Here is a 15,412-nt window from a genome sequence, read left to right as displayed (position 1 = left end):
GGCTTTTTCATACCTGAAAGGATAGTTTCATGACGACCCATATCCGCATTCCCGATGTCTCGCCCACCGTTCAGACGGTGGCCGACGGCACCGGCAGGACCTTCGAGTTTCCGTTCCCCATCTTCACCGCCTCCGACCTCGAGGTCTTCGTCGCCGACTCCCTGGTCGCCTCCGGTTTCACCGTGCGCGGCACCGGCAGTTCCGACGGTGGTGCGGTGGTGTTCGCGGCCGCTCCGTCCGCCGGCCAGCGCATCACCATCCGCCGCCGGCAGACCTATGCCCGCACCGGCGACTTCCTGGACGAACGCGCCCCCACCCCGCACGAGTTGAACGACGCGGTGGACCAGAACGTCGCGGCGATTCAGGAACTGGCCGAGGAAGTGGCGCGGACCGTGAAGCGCCCGGTCACCGCCGACCTGTCCCACGCCGTGAATCTGACCCTGCCGGAGCCCGAGTCGGGCAAGGTGCTGGGCTGGAACGGCTCGGCCGATGCCCTGGTCAACCTGACCCAGGTGGACGCCTCGGACATGCTGCGCAAGAGCCAGAATCTGGCCGACCTGCCCGACAAGGCGCAGGCGCGGATCAATCTGGGTCTGGGCAGCGCCGCGACCAAGAACGTGGGCACCGCCGCCGGGCAGGTCGTGATGTTGGAGGCCTCGGGAAAGCTGCCGGCGGTGGACGGTTCGATGCTCGTCAACCTCAATGCCGACGCCCTGGCTTCCGGCACGGTTCCGGCTGCGCGCCTGGGAAGCGGAACCGCCGATTCCTCGTCGTTCCTGCGCGGCGACGGCACCTGGGCGACGCCGTCGGGCGGCGCGGCAGGCATTTCGGGATCGGCGAGCAACATCATCGTCAACGTCCCGGCGGCCTCGGCCACGGCCGTGATCTCGGCCGACGAGGTAGTCGTCAAGACGGCGGTGGGGGGTACAGCCATCAACCTTGCCGGCTACAGCCAGTCGGTCAACCTCGCCGTCACGGGGGCCGGTGGCATGGACAGCGGCGCGGCGCCCGCCAGCGGCTATGTCTGCCTGTACGCCATCGCCAAGGCGGACGGGACGTCCTCGGTTCTGGCCTGCAACGTCACCACCAGCAGTGGCGGCCTCTATTCCGGCCCCAACATGCCACCCGGCTATGCCTATTCGGCGCTCATCGGCGTATGGGGCACGGATGCCGCAGGCATGTTCCGCGTCGGCCGCCAGATCGGTCGAACGGTCTATTTCAACCCGGTCACCATAACCTTTTCGGCCGCCGGCTCCTTCATCTCGCTGTCGATTGCCTCCGCCGTCCCCCCGAACGCCACGGTCTGCGGTGGCGACCTGTTCTCGGCGGGGACGGCCTGGAACTGGACCTTCCTGGCAGCCAATGCCGAAGGCCTGGGCCAGGTCCGGTGGTACTACTCCAGCAACGGCGCGGCCCCTTTCGCCAATATGCCGATCAGCACGAGCCAGACGCTTTACTACCAGAACTTGCCATCCGGGCAGGCCAATGGCGGCAATCTCCAGATCAGCTCCTACAGCTTCTAGGCAATGAGCATGTGGAGGGCCTCAAGGCCTCCATGCGCAAGCCACCGTCCTCGCCCCTGAGACCTCTGCGCCCCCGCCACCCCTTTCCGGGCAGCGGGGGCGAATTTTCACCAACCGCCAAGGAGACCAACCATGGCCGAGGACTTATCCGGCCCGGACGGCCGGCTGGCCGCTCTCGACGCCACCAACCCGTCCGACGAGGAGGAGCAATGAAATCCGCCAACTTCCCTGAATTCGTCTGGATCTGGAACCAGCGCCTGGGGCTGGGCACGCCCCGGCATCAGCTGCGCATGGCCCGCTGGCTGGCGGCGCGCTGGCATGGCCGCGAGCGGGAATTGCTGCTGATGGCGTTCCGCTCCAGCGGCAAGTCCACCATCGTCGGCCTGTTCTGCGCCTGGGTGCTGGCCTGTAATCCCGACCTGCGCATCATGGTGCTGGCCGCCGATCTGGCGCTGGCCAAGAAGATGGTCAGAAACGTCAAGCGCATCGTCGAGCGTCATCCGCTCACCCAGGGCCTGAAGCCCAAGCGCCGCGACCAGTGGGCCGCCGACCAGTTCACCGTCAACCGGCCGGGCGAGCTGCGCGACCCCTCCATGGTGGCCAAGGGCATCGGCGCCAACATCACCGGCAGTCGCGCCGAGATCGTGATCTGCGACGACGTCGAGGTGCCCAACACCTGCGACACGGCGCCCAAGCGGGCCGACCTGCGCGAGCGGCTGGCCGAGATCGAGTACGTGATGGTGCCGGGCGGCACCCAGCTCTACGTCGGCACGCCGCACTCCTATTACACCATCTACGCCGACCGCCCCCGGCTGGAGGCGGGCGAAAGCCGCCCCTTCCTCGACGGCTTTCACCGCCTGGAACTGCCGCTGATCGATGGCCGGGGCCGCTCCGCCTGGCCCGAGCGCTTTCCCCTCGAACGCGTCGGCGCCATCCGCAAGCGTTCGGGCCCCAACAAGTTCGACAGCCAGATGATGCTGCGCCCCGTCAACATCGCCGATGGCCGCCTCGACCCCGACCGCCTGCGCCTTTACGAGGCCGAACTGTCCTATGGCGAGGGCAACGGCCTGCCGCTGCTGACCATCGGGGGCAAGCGCATGGTCTCGGCGGCCTGCTGGTGGGACCCGGCCTACGGGGCGCCCGGCAAGGGCGATTCCTCGGTGGTGGCCGCCCTGTTCACCGACGAGGAAGGGCTCTACTGGCTGCACCGGGTGCGCTATCTCGAGCACGACCCGGCCCGCACCGAGACCGACGAGGCCACCCAGCTGTGCCGTCAGGTGGCCCGCTTCGCCGCCGACCTGCACCTGCCGGCGGTACAGCTGGAAACCAACGGTCTCGGCCGTTTCCTGCCCGGCCTGCTGCGCCGCGAGCTGGGCGGGGCCGGCATCGCCTGCGCCGTCCTCGAAGCCAGCAGCAAGCGGGCCAAGGACCAGCGCATCGTCGATGCCTTCGACGCGGTGCTGGCCGCCGGCGCGCTCCATGTCCACCGCAGCGTCTGGGACACCCCGTTCATCGCCGAGATGCGCGAGTGGCAGCCGGGGGGCCGGGGGCGCGACGACGGCCTGGACGCCGTCGCCGGCTGCCTCCTGTCCCAGCCGGTGCGCCTGTCGCGGCCGATCCCGGCCACCGCCGGGCGTCCCGACTGGCGCCCCGGCGGCCGGGCGGTCGTGGCGCCCACCGACTTCGACTTCTGACCCGTTCCCCTCCTGACTTCGGGGAATCTCCGCCCGCCGGTCCCTTCGACCGGCGGGTTTTTCATGTGAAAGGACGACCCATGACTCCGCAGAGCGTCACCTAGAGCATCGGACCTGAAATCTGAATCGCAGGGGATTCCCTTGTAGGCGAAAAAGTGATTCAACCTCATTGGAGGTGGATCATGGGCAAATGGCTATCATCAGATCTTCGGGTCCGTGTTTACGGTAAGATCGAACACGGCGAATCGCGGCGAGCGGCGGCTCGGCATTTTGGAGTGAGCGCCGCGACCAGCGTCCGTCTTGCACAACGGATGGCGGCGACGGGTTCGTTGGAGCCCTTGCGGCAAGGCCGTCCGCCGGGCGGTGGTAAGCTGGCGGCCTTTGCCGCTCTTCTGACCGGCTGGGTGGAGGCGCAAGGCGACATCACGATGCCGGAACTGGCGGCCAAGCTGAAGGCCGAATGCGGCGTCACGGCCCACCCGGCGTCACTCTCGCGGTTTCTGATCGGGCAAGGCTTCAGCGTCAAAAAAAACGCTGCTGGCCACCGAAGCCGGTCGCGATGATGTGGTGGCGGAGCGCCGGACCTGGCTGAGCCACCGCCAGCCCCGGATGTGCCAGGAGCCTCACCGGCTGGCGTTCATCGACGAGACCGCCACCACCACCAAGATGACCCGGTTGCGGGGACGGGCACCGCGAGGGCAACGGTTCAAGGCCCGCGCGCCATTCGGCCACTGGGGAACCCAAACCTTCATCGCCGCCTTGCGCTGTGACGGTCTGACGGCACCCTGGATCATAAACGGCCCCATGAACCGACAAACCTTCGAGGTCTACGTCGAGACCCAACTGGCCCCGACGCTCCAGCCGGGCGACGTCGTCATCCTCGACAACCTCTCCAGCCATAAAAGCGAGAAGGCCAAGGCCATCCTCAAGGAGAGAGGCGCCTGGTTCCTGTTCCTACCCCCATACAGCCCAGACCTAAACCCAATCGAGATGGCCTTTGCCAAACTCAAGGCTCATCTCCGACGGATCGGCGCGCGCACCATCGACGACCTCTGGAAGGCCGTCGGCAATATCTGCGATCTCTACACCCCAGACGAATGCTGGAACTACCTCAGGGAAGCCGGGTATGTTTCAGATTAAACGCACGCCGCTCTATTCCGCCGATGGCCATTGCGCCACCTTCGGCTTCGACTTTCCCGTCTTCGAGCCCGCCGACCTGGAGGTGCTGGTCAACGGCTCCGTCCAGACCGCCGGCTTCACCCTGCTGGGCGCCAGTTCGCCGGAGGGCGGCGCCGTGCGCTTCGCCACCGTCCCCTCGGCGGGCACCGCCATCACCCTGCGCCGCACCGGCAAGGTGCAGGTGTCGGGCTCCGACGCCCCCGGCTTCCTGGAGGTCAAGGTGGTGGCCGGCGCCCACATCTCGGTCACCAAGACCAGCGATTCGTCGGGCGAGCATCTCGCCATCGCCACCGACATCAACCCGGCGGACTTCGCCACCGTCGCGCAAGGGGCCAAGGCCGACAGCGCGGTCCAGCCGGGCGACCTCGGTTCGGCCGCTTACAAGGCCCTGGATGAAGACGGTACGCTTGCGGCCAATTCCGACGGCAGAATCGCCAGCCAGAAGGCGGTAAAGACCTATGTGGACGGCAAGATCGCCATGGTCGCCGCCGACATCGCCATCGACGAGCGCAACATCCTGCGCCAGGCCCTGTCCTCGTCGGTACATGGCGGCATCGAGGCCGAGGCGCTGTTCAACGGCTGGTGTGACGCTTACAACGCCGACACCATCGGTGAGAACAGTAGCGGCCAGACCTACAGCGTCTCCGGCAAGCTCTATGGCAATCCGGGCACCGCGTCCTTGATCCCGGGAGGAGCCGACTGGAATGGCGGCGGCAGCATCACCTATCCCGCGGCAGGCCAGTTAGGCAAGTCCAGCAACGATGACGCCGCGGTGCGCAGCAACATGACCTTCAGCGCTGATGTCGCCGCGACGTTCACCCTCAACTTCTCGTCAGGAATCGGCAACAGCGATTTCTATTTCGGCATGTATGCCTCGGGGGAGGATTCGACCTGGTCGGCCGGGGCGATGAGGGCCAACCTCCCGTCGATGACCGACAGCTGGTACTTCTGCATCAGCAACAATAACGTGGCGACCCTTTATAAGGGAGGCAGTGCGGTTTACGGCCCCTTCGCCGTGGCGACCGGGGACACTTTCGATATCCGCCGTATCGATTCGACCTTCAGCTTCAGCAAGGGAGAAACGTTGCTTTACACCTGGTCGGCAACCTCGACGGCGACCCTGCGTCTGACCGGCGGCCTGTACAACGCGAGCAATACGATCAGTGGGATCGCCTGGACCTACGCCGTCGCCCCCTCTGCCATGACCCTGGTCTCCAACGCCCTGTCGCCGGCCCCCGCCAGCGCGCCCGCCAAGGTCAAGGCACTGGTGCTGCATAAGGCCATCGACGCCTCGACGCTGAACACCGACGTCACCTTCGAGGCGACCCGTGACGGCTCGAACTGGAGTGCCGGCACCTTGACCGACAGCGGCTTTACCATATCCGGCTTCAACGTCCTGTGGGCCGACGCCGACGTCTCCGGCCAGCCTTCCGGCACCACGGTCAAATACCGCCTGAAGACCTTCAACGCCAAATCTCAGCAGGTCAAGGGCGTCGCCCTCCTGGTCAAGTAGCCGCCCGACCGGGCGGCGGCCGTCCCGTCGCCGCCCGGTCGTTCTTTCTGGAGATTCCCCATGGACACTTTCTTCACCGACCTGCGCTGGTGGATCACCGCCGTCGAGCTGCCCGTGCTGGGCGCCATGGCCATGACCGTCTGGCGGGTCCGCCACGAGGCCGACCATCGCATCGACGAGCTGGAGCACCGCCTGGACGTGGGCATGGGCCAGGCCCGCGAGGCCCTGGCCGCCTACAAGCTGGAGGTGGCCAAGAGCTATGCCACCACCGGCTATCTCAAGGACGTGGAGCAGCGGCTCACCGAACACCTCGTCCGCATCGAGGGCAAGCTGGACGGCGTCCAGTCGGCCACGCGCTGACGGCACCGGAAACAGGGCGCGCCGCTCCCGCCCCCTTCCCCGCCAGGCCGGGCGTGGTCAGGCGGGAGCGGACGCGCCCCCCTTGCCTCAATGTCCCAGCGGGCCGTCATCGGCGCGGGTGATGGCGACGACGGCCGGCCGGGGCGGAATCCCGGGGTCGAAGTCCGGCCAGCGGGTAGAGGGCTTGTCGAAGGTGGATTCCTTGTCCTCGCCCGGATGCTGGACCGCGACGAACAGCGTGCGGTTGTCGGGGGTGAAGGCCGGGCCGCACATCTCGGCGTCGCGCGGACAGGCGTAGAACAGCTTCAGCAGGGCACGGCCCCTGCCCTCCACGTCGCAGGCATACATGCCGTCGGGAATGGCATTGGCCTTCTGGTTCGAGCCCTGGTCCGTGGAAATCCACAGCCGGCCGCGATTGTCGAAGGCACAATTGTCGGGCGCCGACATCCACGCCCCGAAGCGGTCATTGAGGGGATGATAGCGGGCTCCGTCCTCGGCCCTGCCGGCCATCAACAGAATCTCCCATCGGTAGCGATCGGCGGCATGGTCTCCCATTCGCCCCTTGCCGGCGCCCGGCGGACTCATCTCGATGATGTGGCCGTGCCGGTTGTTGGCGCGCGGGTGAGGGCCGCCCACCTGTTCCGGCTTCCGCTGGCTGTTGTTGGTCAGCATGACGTAGACGCGGCCGTTGGCCGGGTTGGTCTCCACGTCCTCGGGCCGGTCCATGGGGGTGGCCCCCACCAGATCGGCGGCACGCCGTGCCTCGATCATCACGTCGGCCTGGGACGTGAAGCCGTTTTCCGGCGTCAGCCTGCCCCGTCCCCACACCAGCGGCATCCAGGAAACGGTGCCGTCCTGGTCGAAGCGGGCCACCGACAGGGTGCCTTCGTCCAGCAGGCCGAGATTGGCACGGCGGTTCCGGGGATCGACCTTGCCCTTGGAGACGAAGCGGTAGAGGTATTCGAACACCTCGTCGTCGCCGCTGTAGACCACCACCCGGCCATCGGGCGCCAGCACGCAGGTGGCGGCCTCGTGCTTGAAGCGGCCCAGCGCCGTGCGCTTGACCGGCACGAAGGTGGGGTCGTAGGGGTCCAGTTCCACCACCCAGCCGAAACGGTTCGGCTCGTTGGGCTCCTTGGCCACGTCGAAGCGAGGGTGAAAGCGCGACCAGGCATAACGGGACTTGCCCTTGATGCCCATGCGTTCGTGGTTGCGCTCCTCCGCCGTGCCCTTGGCCGAGCCGCCGAAATAGGTATCGACATTCTCTTCCGCGATCAGCACCGTGCCCCAGGGAGTGACGCCGCCGCCGCAATTGTTCAGGGTGCCGATCACCTTGCGCCCGGCGGGATCGGCCTTGGTGCGCAGCCGGGGATGGCCGGCGGCCGGACCCGAGATCGCGATCTCGGTGGACAGCGCCGTGATCCGGCGGTTGAAGGGGCTGTTGGCCACCACATTCCAGGCATTGTCCACCCGCTTGACCTCGACCACCGAATGGCCGTGGGCGGCGATCTCCACATCCGCCTGCTCGCGGGTCAAGGCTTCGGCCTTGTTCTTCATGGTGATGCCGGGAAACATCAGTTCGGCGTTGGTGTATTCGTGATTGACGCAGAGCAGGCCGTGATCGGAATTCAACGATCCCACCGGCAGCGGCATGAAGGCCACGAAGTCGTTGTTGTAACCGAACTGCCTTTCCTGATCGGCGGCGTTCAGGCTTTGGCCTTGAAAGGCCGGAGCATCGTACTCCACCGCGTCACCCCAGCGGATCAGCACCTTGGCCCGATGGCCTGGTGCCAATTGGTGGTCATCGGCGATGACGTGGGGCGGACTGCGGAAGGTCAGGCTCGAGGGGTCCTTCGGCTCGGCCATGGCCATGGCGGGGACCGGTGCCAGGGCGGCGGCGGTTCCGGCCAGCAGGGTCTTGAGCGCGGCGCGGCGACCGGTGGCGATGGCGTCGAAGGACGGGTTGCGGGGATGGTCGGACATGCCGGGCGGCTCCTTCAGGGAAAGAAGTAGTCCCGGTCGGCGCCGCAATTGGGACAGCGCCAGTCATCCGGCAGCCCCTCGAACGCCACCCCCGGAGGGACGGGACGGAAGGGATCGCCCCGGGCCGGATCATAGGTCCAGCCGCACCGCGTGCAGACCCACAGGGCAAGGCTGCCGTCTGGGTCGCGGGCGGGAGGGGCCGGTCTGGAATCGGTCATGGACGAACCTCGGCCCGTACTGTATGCGCGCCGCCGGCCCGTTGGTCATGAAGGTTCGATTACCGGATGGGCGCGCCACTCCGGGGGCTGGAAAGATTTGCACCTTTCCAGCATCCCGGCCGCGCTCACTTCGGGCACCGGACAGGGAAGCCGAAGCGCCCCCCTGAATCCGTATCAGTCCACCGATTGGGCGGGGTCGGCATCCTCGCTCCAGGTGATGGAGGGGCGCGGGGTCTTCTCGATCCACTTGTCGAGCGCCACCACGTGCTCGGCCTCTTCCGCCGCGAAGTCGGTGCCCAGGCGCCGCACCTCGGGGTCGGTGGAGTTGGCCGCCGCGTCCTTGTAGTACTCCATGCCGCGAATCTCGTTGTCGCGGGCATAGCGCAGCGCGTGATAGGGCGTCATCAGATAGTGGATGTCGTTCTCATCGCCCACCTCCGGCGGGGTCTTCCAACGATACTGCCAGCTCATCAGCTTGGGCAGTTCCAGCGCGCGCGAACGCTGCCGGATCTCGTCGCCATGCAGGGTGGAAAAACGCGCCATGTCGCGGAACACGGCGGCGGTCTCCAGATTGTTGTGGGCCTCCATCATGTCGGCCAGCTCGGCATAACGCTCCGCCGCCTCGGTCTCCAAAGCAATGGCATGTGCCAGGAATTCTGCCAGGGAATAGCCCATCGTCGCCTCTCGTCAGGGAAGATCCTGGGCAAGGGTATCGGTGGCGGATGGCGGCGTCAATCGCTTAATTCGGCATTGAAATACCGATTTCCGCCGCCGGTCTGGCGGCGGCGGCGGGCGCCCACCATATCCAGTCCATATCCACATCAGGACCAAGGGGAACCGTCATGGGAGAGCACGTCTACAAGATCGTCGAACTGGCGGGCAGTTCGGACAAGAGCTACGAGGACGCCATCCGCAACGCGGTGGCCAAGGCGTCACAGACCATCCGCAATCTGCGCTGGTTCGAGGTCACCGAGACGCGCGGCCACATCGACAAGGGGCAGGTGGCCCACTGGCAGGTGGTTCTCAAGGTGGGCTTCACGCTCGAGGACTGACGCCCTCAGTTCGGCCGCTCGCGGCCTTTCCGCCACTCGGCGAAGGCCTCGGTCATGACGGCGCGCATGGCCGAGGCCGAGGCGGTGGGGAACAGATCGGCCAGCCGATCCCACAGGGCCCCGTTATGGAGAAAATTCCGGGCGAATGTCTCCAGGTCGGCGGCGTTGTCGCCGTCAAAGGATTGCTGGAGATAATCCACCAGCCGCCGTCGGCTCTGTTCGTCGAAAACGGCCATGACTTACCCCAGGAAGCACCACGAGCCCCGCCGAAGCGGGGCTCGATCAATGGAACGGAGGAGGATTCCGGCCGTGACTACAGGCTGGAATCCACCCACTCGTAGAGCTTGCTCTTGGGCAGGGCGCCGATCTTGGTGGCGGCGACCTGGCCATCCTTGAAGATCATCAGGGTGGGAATGCCGCGCACGCCGTACTTGCCCGGGGTGCCCGGATTCTCGTCGATGTTGATCTTGGCGACGGTGATCTTGTCGGCCCTGTCCTTGGAGAGTTCCTCGAGCGCCGGAGCGATCTGGCGGCATGGACCGCACCACTCGGCCCAGAAGTCCACCAGAACAGGGCCGGAAGCCTTGAGCACCTCGGCCTCGAACGAGGAATCGGTCACAACTTTCATAGGCAGGTTCCTTGTCGAAATCCAACGTCGGACAGGGGAAGCGCGACCACCTGCCCGTCACCGCGCGGAATGTTCCGTCGCACGGGAGGGATCACTGTAGAAAGCCCCCGCGCCACCGTCAAGCAGGGCTGGGGTCTGGGGCGGGTTGCACGACGCGCAGAAGGCAATCCGAATCACCCTTCCGCCCCGCCCCGCCAGGATGATATAACCCGCCCGACCGCCAACGGCCCGCGTCCCGGTAGCTCAGCAGGATAGAGCAACGGTTTCCTAAACCGTAGGTCAGGGGTTCGAATCCCTTCCGGGACGCCAATTTTCCCTTGCATTTCCGCCACTTTCCCGGGGCCGCAGCACCCGATGGCCGCCGATATATTGCCAATTTGGGACAAATCCGGGACAATGAGCGCCTTCAGCGTTCAGGCGGGTATTTTCCATGGCGACCATCATAAGGCGGGGCGAAACGTGGCAGGCCAAGGTTCGCCGCAAGGGCTATCCGCCCATCAGCCGCACCTTCGACACCAAATCCGATGCGGAGAAATGGTCTCGTCAGATCGAGGGGGAAATGGACCGGGGCGCCTTCGTGGACAGGCGCGAGGCCGACAGCACCACTCTCGACATGGCCCTGGAGCGTTACGAGCGCGAAGTCACGCCCCGCAAAAAGGGCGCCAAGCAGGAAAGCCTCCGCGTTCGGGCCTGGCGCCGCGACCCGCTGGCCAAGTTCGCCCTCTCGAACCTTCGCGGGTCAGATCTTGCCGCATGGCGAGACCGGCGCATTGCGTCCGGGGCCAGCTCGACCACCGTGCGCAATGACCTGGCGCTGATTTCCCACCTGTTCAACACCGCCATCAAGGAATGGGGCCTCTCGGCCCTCGGCAATCCGGTCGAGAAGATCAAGATGCCCGCCGCCGCCCGCGCCCGAGATCGCCGCCTTGATCGCGAAAAGGATAGTGATGGCCTATCGGAGGAAACATGGCTTCTGGCAGCCTGCGACGATGGCCCGCACTGGTTGGGGCCAATGGTGCGCCTTGCCCTGGCGACCGCCATGCGCCAGGGGGAGCTTCTGGCCCTGGACTGGCGGAACATCGACCTTGAACGGAAGGTTGCCCGGCTTCAGGACACCAAGAACGGCGAGCGACGCGACGTGCCGCTATCCTCTGAAGCCATCAAGGCGCTGAACGCGCTCCCAGGCGGCCGATCCGGCAAGGTGTTCAGCATCGGAACCATGGCGGTGGTCCATGCCTTCCAGCGGGCCTGCAAACGGACGGGGATCGACGATCTTCGCTTTCACGACCTGCGCCACGAGGCGACGACACGCCTCTTCGAGAAGGGCTTCAACCCCATGGAGGCCGCCGCCGTCACCGGCCACAAGACCCTCCAGATGCTCAAGCGCTACACCCACCTCCGGGCGGAGGATCTGGCTGAGAGGCTGGGGTAGCTCCAATTCATAAGATAATACCAGCCTGCGCTGACCGCGACTCATCGCAGTTTGGATAGGCCCGAAGGGCCGCGCCGCTTATGCGGCGGGAGGCAAGGGCGCTCGCGCCCGCCCGCCGATTGTGGGCGATCCCGGTGATCGGTTGCGGTCACTGGGATCTGGTATAATACCAGCCTGCGCTGACCGCGACTCACGAAGGGGATTCCCAAGAAGGGCAGAATGTGAGTCACTCTGGCAAACAGCCGGAGATTTGCCGTGGCAGCGCCGATCCCCCTTCGCCTCGATTATGATGGTCCCGTCCTTCGGGCTCTTGCTCGTCGGTCGAGGGATGCTGACCAGACGCGTCGTCTTCTGGCGCTGGCGTCAATCTACGACGGTGGCAGCAGGAGATCGGCGGCCAAGCTGGGCGGGGTTGGCCTGCAAATTGTCCGGGATTGGGTTGTTCGGTTCAACACGCACGGCCCGGTTGGCCTGATCGACCGCAAGGCTCCTGGTCCGGTGTCGAAACTGAACACCGCCCAACGCCAGGCCTTGGTGGACAAAGTGGAGCGCGGCCCGATCCCGGCGGTGGATGGCGTCGTCCGCTGGCGGCTCAAGGATTTGGCCCTGTGGATTCTCGAGGATTTTGGCATCTCGCTGGATGAGACGACGCTGGGGCGGGAGCTGAAGGCCCTGGGCTTCCGCAAGCTGTCGGCCCGCCCCCGCCATCATGCCCAGAACGGCGATGCCGTCGAGGATTTTAAAAAAGTTTCCCCTCCGAGCTGGCGGCGATCCGGGCCAAGCTGCCTCACGGAACCGACGTAGAGGTCTGGTGGCAGGACGAGGCCAGGGTCGGGCAGAAAAACAAGATCACGCGGCGGTGGGCCAAGCGGGGAACACGCCCCTCGGCTCCCCATGACCAGCGCACCCAGTCCGCCTACATCTTCGGCGCCATCTGCCCCGAGCGCGGCGTCGGTGCCGCCCTGGTCCTGCCGCGCTGCGACACCCTGGCCATGCAGTGGCACCTGGATGAGATCGCATCCCAGGTGAGGCCGGGAGCCCACGCCGTCCTCATGCTCGATCAAGCGGGATGGCACACCACCGACAAGCTGACCGTGCCGGACAACATCACCATCCTACCTTTGCCGCCCCGCTCGCCGGAACTCAACCCGGTTGAGAACATCTGGCAGTTCATCCGCCAGAACTGGCTCTCCAACCGTGTCTTCGAATCCTACGATCAGATCATCGCTCTGTGCTGCCATGCCTGGAACAAGCTCATCGACCAGCCATGGAAAATCATCTCCATCGGTCGGCGCCAGTGGGCCCATGGGTTTTAATCAATGCAGGTTGGTATAAGCCACACTGCCGGCCACATTTTTTCCGCGAAAACTTATAGACGCAACGCCCTGAATTCGCATAATGATCCCATTAGGTGGACGGAAGTTATAGAAAAGCATCTATCGGGATAATGCCAGGCGCGCCACAAACATGCTTGAAGAAGTTTCATTTCACACCATGACAAAAAAAATAGCAGCGGAGCGAGGCGACGACATCGTGAAGCTTCATAATACAATTCCATTTCAATTATGGAGTATTGATGACCTGCTAGCATCATCGGACAAAGATCGGGTATTTTCTCTTAAGTGGGATACAAGTTCCATTGCCATATTTGAAGACAAAATAGTTGGCATTGCCATTTCGTTTTTTGACTACAGAGCCATTTATGGAAATCAAGGATTCTTCTACCTACACAGAATTGCCGTTGAAAAGCCATTCTGGAGAAAAGGTATCGGTATCGGGCTCATCTATAGTATCTGCAGGAAATTTATGAGATTAGCAACGCGCAATGTTAACTTTATCGCCCAGACACCCGAGTCATCGCCGACGGCGGGGGTTCACGATTTTTACGCAGCGATCGGCATGAAGCCGATTGGCACAAAAATATATCAAAATAGAAATGATATTATATACGCATCCCCCGTTGCTGATGTTGTGAGGCAATAATGCTATACATCCTCGTTGGACCTTCGTGCGTCGGAAAATCTTTTTCGGTATCCTATTTCTGCCAACACTATGATTGCCACACGTTCGTCCCCTATACAAGCAGACCCCCTCGCCCGTCGGAATCCGAAGGAGTGCACCACCATTACCGTTCAGAGCCGGAACTGCGCGAGGTATCCAGAAATTTCTCAACCGGCTATTGGGCGCAGCCGTTTGGCGATCATTGGTACGGCTACCCGAGCCAAATAGATAGTCTGGTCTCTAGTGAAAAGAATTATGTGATACAGGCATACTCAGACATAGCATTAAAAATAAAGAGAACTCATAGAAATAATATTGTGTCTATTTTCTTGGATTTTGAAAAAGACGAGACATTTTTTTCCAGGCTGGAAGACAGATTTAGCAATAATAACTTTGCTCAGGATCAGCGACTTGAGCACGCCACACATGAAAGAAGCCACTCTTCTAATTTTGATCACGTTATACGCAGCGACAATATATATGACATAATACTCCAAATATCAGACATTATGGTAAAGAGTGGGGGGGCTCCACTCAATAAGAAATCAGGCGCGACCGGTCCGCTATGCGACGTAGAAATCGCATACCTCCTTAAATCCGGAACTGGATTTCATATTAGCGGACCAGCCATAGACGAAGGTGACGTGAAGAATTACGTTAATGGCTGCACCATTGATGTAACGCTCTCTGCGCGATACTACTACCAGAACAAGGCCTCCCTCATGAAGGAGGGGGGGGTGCTTGATCTGGCAGACTGTGATGACCGATTAATTTCATCTGTTTTTGTCGAGAAGGTATGCTCATCACGTGAGCCAATAGTCCTTGCTCCTGGCGAATTCATCCTTGCCAGCAGCAATGAAAAGATAAGACTTCCAAATGATATACTAGGCCTCCTGTCCGGAAGAAGCTCATACTCTAGGGTCGGAATATCTGTCGAGTTAAGCCAGAATATCATCCAGCCAGGACACGACGATGTAATTGCATTACAAATAAAAAATAACGCATCATTCCCGATAACTGTTTACCCAGATACCAGAATTGCGCAGATAGTTTTCTTTAGAATGACCGGGAATAGCGAGCAGCCATACGGAAAGACAAATTCTAGCAAATATGTTGGCTCCAACATGAATATTCGATCGCGCGTATTTTGCGAGAGAGAGCTCCTAGACGCAAAAAACAACAAGAAGACGCGAGCCGGCCTAGTAAAGAAATACATTGAAACAACTATTACAGCCGCAGACATTGCACTGCAATGCGCAGCAATCGGTTTGGCTATAACAACGGTTGTATTTGACGCAAAGTCACGGTCAATTGATGTTATGCTTATTTTTGTAATTGCAATATTGTCGCTATTGATTGGGCTGCGCGTGGTGAAGCGACAACTCGGGAAATAATTAGCGGACCCTAAGAAGCAGTAACGAGCTGGCGAGGCGGCTCGCCAATCTACCCATCGACTTTTGTTCGGCACCCTCCACCAAGAACCGTAAACGATTGCCACCGCTGGCTGCGTCGATGCGCCCCAGCAGGTGACGGGGGATCATCGCGTTAACCCGTTCAGGCTTCAGAAAGTCGGGCTGAAGGTCGATGAGGATCAGCACCGCGTCTCCCCGGTTTGGATCGTCTTTCAGTGCCTCCGTGGTGGATGGAGCCGGCACGGCTTCGCCATCCTCCTCTAGGATGGCGAGATGCCCGGCAAGCGCCTCAGCTGCCATGGCGCGGGCCTCGTCCAGGGTGCGTCCGGCGGTCACGCAGCCGGGAACGTCGGGGAACTCCACCCCGTAGTCGCTTCCCTCTTCCTTGCGAATGTAGGCGACGAAGGAAACCATGGC

At 62.9% G+C, this 15,412-nt stretch carries 16 protein-coding genes and 1 tRNA gene; 11 read left to right on the top strand and 6 right to left on the bottom strand.

Going from position 1 to position 15,412, the window contains the following annotated elements; all coding sequences use genetic code 11:
• Positions 1 to 29 precede the first annotated feature (29 nt).
• The 5 genes from ACV4UZ_RS18810 to ACV4UZ_RS18790 all read left to right on the top strand — a co-directional run bounded on the left by ACV4UZ_RS18810 (position 30) and on the right by ACV4UZ_RS18790 (position 6,269).
• Positions 30 to 1,523, top strand: coding sequence for a hypothetical protein (locus ACV4UZ_RS18810; RefSeq protein WP_491602309.1), 1,494 nt, complete (start codon positions 30 to 32; stop codon positions 1,521 to 1,523).
• Positions 1,524 to 1,732: 209 nt separating this feature from the next.
• The gene (gene terL / locus ACV4UZ_RS18805) at positions 1,733 to 3,217 is read left to right on the top strand and encodes a phage terminase large subunit (protein WP_491602308.1); all 1,485 of its coding nucleotides are present in this window, start codon (positions 1,733 to 1,735) and stop codon (positions 3,215 to 3,217) included.
• Positions 3,218 to 3,399: 182 nt separating this feature from the next.
• A protein-coding gene (locus tag ACV4UZ_RS18800) for an IS630 family transposase (RefSeq protein ID WP_491599710.1) occupies positions 3,400 to 4,357 on the top strand; the annotation gives its coding sequence in 2 pieces (ribosomal slippage) (positions 3,400 to 3,731 and positions 3,730 to 4,357; 960 coding nt in all).
• Entirely contained in the window at positions 4,344 to 5,909 is a 1,566-nt protein-coding gene (locus tag ACV4UZ_RS18795; RefSeq protein ID WP_491602307.1) for a hypothetical protein, read from the top strand. The genes ACV4UZ_RS18800 and ACV4UZ_RS18795 overlap by 14 nt, the downstream gene beginning before the upstream one ends.
• Positions 5,910 to 5,969: 60 nt before the next feature.
• On the top strand, positions 5,970 to 6,269 hold the full coding sequence (locus ACV4UZ_RS18790) for a hypothetical protein (RefSeq protein ID WP_491602306.1): 300 nt from the start codon (positions 5,970 to 5,972) through the stop codon (positions 6,267 to 6,269).
• An 87-nt stretch (positions 6,270 to 6,356) separates the two neighbouring features.
• Here ACV4UZ_RS18790 and ACV4UZ_RS18785 read toward each other — a convergent pair whose 3' ends face one another.
• The 3 genes from ACV4UZ_RS18785 to ACV4UZ_RS18775 form a co-directional block, all read right to left on the bottom strand.
• Positions 6,357 to 8,252, bottom strand: a complete 1,896-nt coding sequence (locus ACV4UZ_RS18785; RefSeq protein WP_491602305.1) for a PhoX family protein — start codon at positions 8,250 to 8,252, stop codon at positions 6,357 to 6,359.
• 14 nt (positions 8,253 to 8,266) lie between these two features.
• Positions 8,267 to 8,470, bottom strand: a complete 204-nt coding sequence (locus ACV4UZ_RS18780) for a rubredoxin (protein ID WP_491602304.1) — start codon at positions 8,468 to 8,470, stop codon at positions 8,267 to 8,269.
• A 174-nt stretch (positions 8,471 to 8,644) separates the two neighbouring features.
• Positions 8,645 to 9,145, bottom strand: a complete 501-nt coding sequence (locus ACV4UZ_RS18775; RefSeq protein ID WP_491602303.1) for a ferritin-like domain-containing protein — start codon at positions 9,143 to 9,145, stop codon at positions 8,645 to 8,647.
• A gap of 167 nt (positions 9,146 to 9,312) precedes the next feature.
• On the opposite strand from ACV4UZ_RS18775, the gene ACV4UZ_RS18770 reads away from it, so the two are divergent.
• Positions 9,313 to 9,522: a dodecin gene (locus ACV4UZ_RS18770; protein ID WP_491602302.1), complete on the top strand. Its 210-nt coding sequence runs from the start codon at positions 9,313 to 9,315 to the stop codon at positions 9,520 to 9,522.
• 5 nt (positions 9,523 to 9,527) lie between these two features.
• Here the strand turns inward: ACV4UZ_RS18770 and ACV4UZ_RS18765 are convergent, their stop codons facing one another.
• Both ACV4UZ_RS18765 and trxA read right to left on the bottom strand, forming a co-directional pair.
• On the bottom strand, positions 9,528 to 9,758 hold the full coding sequence (locus ACV4UZ_RS18765; RefSeq protein ID WP_491602301.1) for a hypothetical protein: 231 nt from the start codon (positions 9,756 to 9,758) through the stop codon (positions 9,528 to 9,530).
• A 77-nt stretch (positions 9,759 to 9,835) separates the two neighbouring features.
• Positions 9,836 to 10,150: a thioredoxin TrxA gene (gene trxA / locus ACV4UZ_RS18760; protein WP_068429439.1), complete on the bottom strand. Its 315-nt coding sequence runs from the start codon at positions 10,148 to 10,150 to the stop codon at positions 9,836 to 9,838.
• Between the two features lie 232 nt (positions 10,151 to 10,382).
• On the opposite strand from trxA, the gene ACV4UZ_RS18755 reads away from it, so the two are divergent.
• The 5 genes from ACV4UZ_RS18755 (at position 10,383) to dcd (ending at position 14,977) form a co-directional block, all read left to right on the top strand.
• Positions 10,383 to 10,459 (top strand) — tRNA-Arg (locus ACV4UZ_RS18755).
• A gap of 121 nt (positions 10,460 to 10,580) precedes the next feature.
• The gene (locus ACV4UZ_RS18750; protein ID WP_491602300.1) at positions 10,581 to 11,582 is read left to right on the top strand and encodes a tyrosine-type recombinase/integrase; all 1,002 of its coding nucleotides are present in this window, start codon (positions 10,581 to 10,583) and stop codon (positions 11,580 to 11,582) included.
• A gap of 255 nt (positions 11,583 to 11,837) precedes the next feature.
• Positions 11,838 to 12,898 (top strand): IS630 family transposase gene (locus ACV4UZ_RS18745; protein ID WP_491602299.1). Its coding sequence is split into 2 segments (ribosomal slippage): positions 11,838 to 12,330 and positions 12,330 to 12,898, totalling 1,062 coding nucleotides; the frame shifts between segments, so codons are not numbered across the junction.
• A gap of 151 nt (positions 12,899 to 13,049) precedes the next feature.
• Positions 13,050 to 13,565: a GNAT family N-acetyltransferase gene (locus ACV4UZ_RS18740; RefSeq protein WP_491602298.1), complete on the top strand. Its 516-nt coding sequence runs from the start codon at positions 13,050 to 13,052 to the stop codon at positions 13,563 to 13,565.
• Complete coding sequence (gene dcd, locus ACV4UZ_RS18735) at positions 13,565 to 14,977, top strand: dCTP deaminase (RefSeq protein ID WP_491602297.1); 1,413 nt, start codon at positions 13,565 to 13,567, stop codon at positions 14,975 to 14,977. Before ACV4UZ_RS18740 ends, dcd begins: the two co-directional genes overlap by 1 nt.
• Here dcd and ACV4UZ_RS18730 read toward each other — a convergent pair whose 3' ends face one another.
• Positions 14,978 to 15,409 (bottom strand): type II toxin-antitoxin system HicB family antitoxin, encoded by a 432-nt coding sequence (locus ACV4UZ_RS18730; RefSeq protein ID WP_491602296.1) that lies wholly within the window; start codon positions 15,407 to 15,409, stop codon positions 14,978 to 14,980.
• Positions 15,410 to 15,412: the final 3 nt, after the last annotated feature.

The organism is Paramagnetospirillum sp. (assembly GCF_058402745.1).
Note: the sequence above shows the minus strand (reverse complement) of the source record. Positions and strands in the feature narration are given on the sequence as shown.

Bases quoted from the DNA above. Each gene is read 5' to 3' on its own strand.
- ACV4UZ_RS18770 (WP_491602302.1), top strand. From the start codon at position 9,313: ATGGGAGAGCACGTCTACAAGATCGTCGAACTGGCGGGCAGTTCGGAC.
- ACV4UZ_RS18775 (WP_491602303.1), bottom strand. From the start codon at position 9,145: ATGGGCTATTCCCTGGCAGAATTCCTGGCACATGCCATTGCTTTGGAG.
- ACV4UZ_RS18765 (WP_491602301.1), bottom strand. From the start codon at position 9,758: ATGGCCGTTTTCGACGAACAGAGCCGACGGCGGCTGGTGGATTATCTC.
- dcd (WP_491602297.1), top strand. From the start codon at position 13,565: ATGCTATACATCCTCGTTGGACCTTCGTGCGTCGGAAAATCTTTTTCG.
- ACV4UZ_RS18795 (WP_491602307.1), top strand. From the start codon at position 4,344: ATGTTTCAGATTAAACGCACGCCGCTCTATTCCGCCGATGGCCATTGC.
- terL (WP_491602308.1), top strand. From the start codon at position 1,733: ATGAAATCCGCCAACTTCCCTGAATTCGTCTGGATCTGGAACCAGCGC.
- ACV4UZ_RS18785 (WP_491602305.1), bottom strand. From the start codon at position 8,252: ATGTCCGACCATCCCCGCAACCCGTCCTTCGACGCCATCGCCACCGGT.
- ACV4UZ_RS18780 (WP_491602304.1), bottom strand. From the start codon at position 8,470: ATGACCGATTCCAGACCGGCCCCTCCCGCCCGCGACCCAGACGGCAGC.
- ACV4UZ_RS18750 (WP_491602300.1), top strand. From the start codon at position 10,581: ATGGCGACCATCATAAGGCGGGGCGAAACGTGGCAGGCCAAGGTTCGC.
- ACV4UZ_RS18810 (WP_491602309.1), top strand. From the start codon at position 30: ATGACGACCCATATCCGCATTCCCGATGTCTCGCCCACCGTTCAGACG.
- ACV4UZ_RS18790 (WP_491602306.1), top strand. From the start codon at position 5,970: ATGGACACTTTCTTCACCGACCTGCGCTGGTGGATCACCGCCGTCGAG.
- ACV4UZ_RS18740 (WP_491602298.1), top strand. From the start codon at position 13,050: ATGCTTGAAGAAGTTTCATTTCACACCATGACAAAAAAAATAGCAGCG.
- trxA (WP_068429439.1), bottom strand. From the start codon at position 10,150: ATGAAAGTTGTGACCGATTCCTCGTTCGAGGCCGAGGTGCTCAAGGCT.
- ACV4UZ_RS18730 (WP_491602296.1), bottom strand. From the start codon at position 15,409: ATGGTTTCCTTCGTCGCCTACATTCGCAAGGAAGAGGGAAGCGACTAC.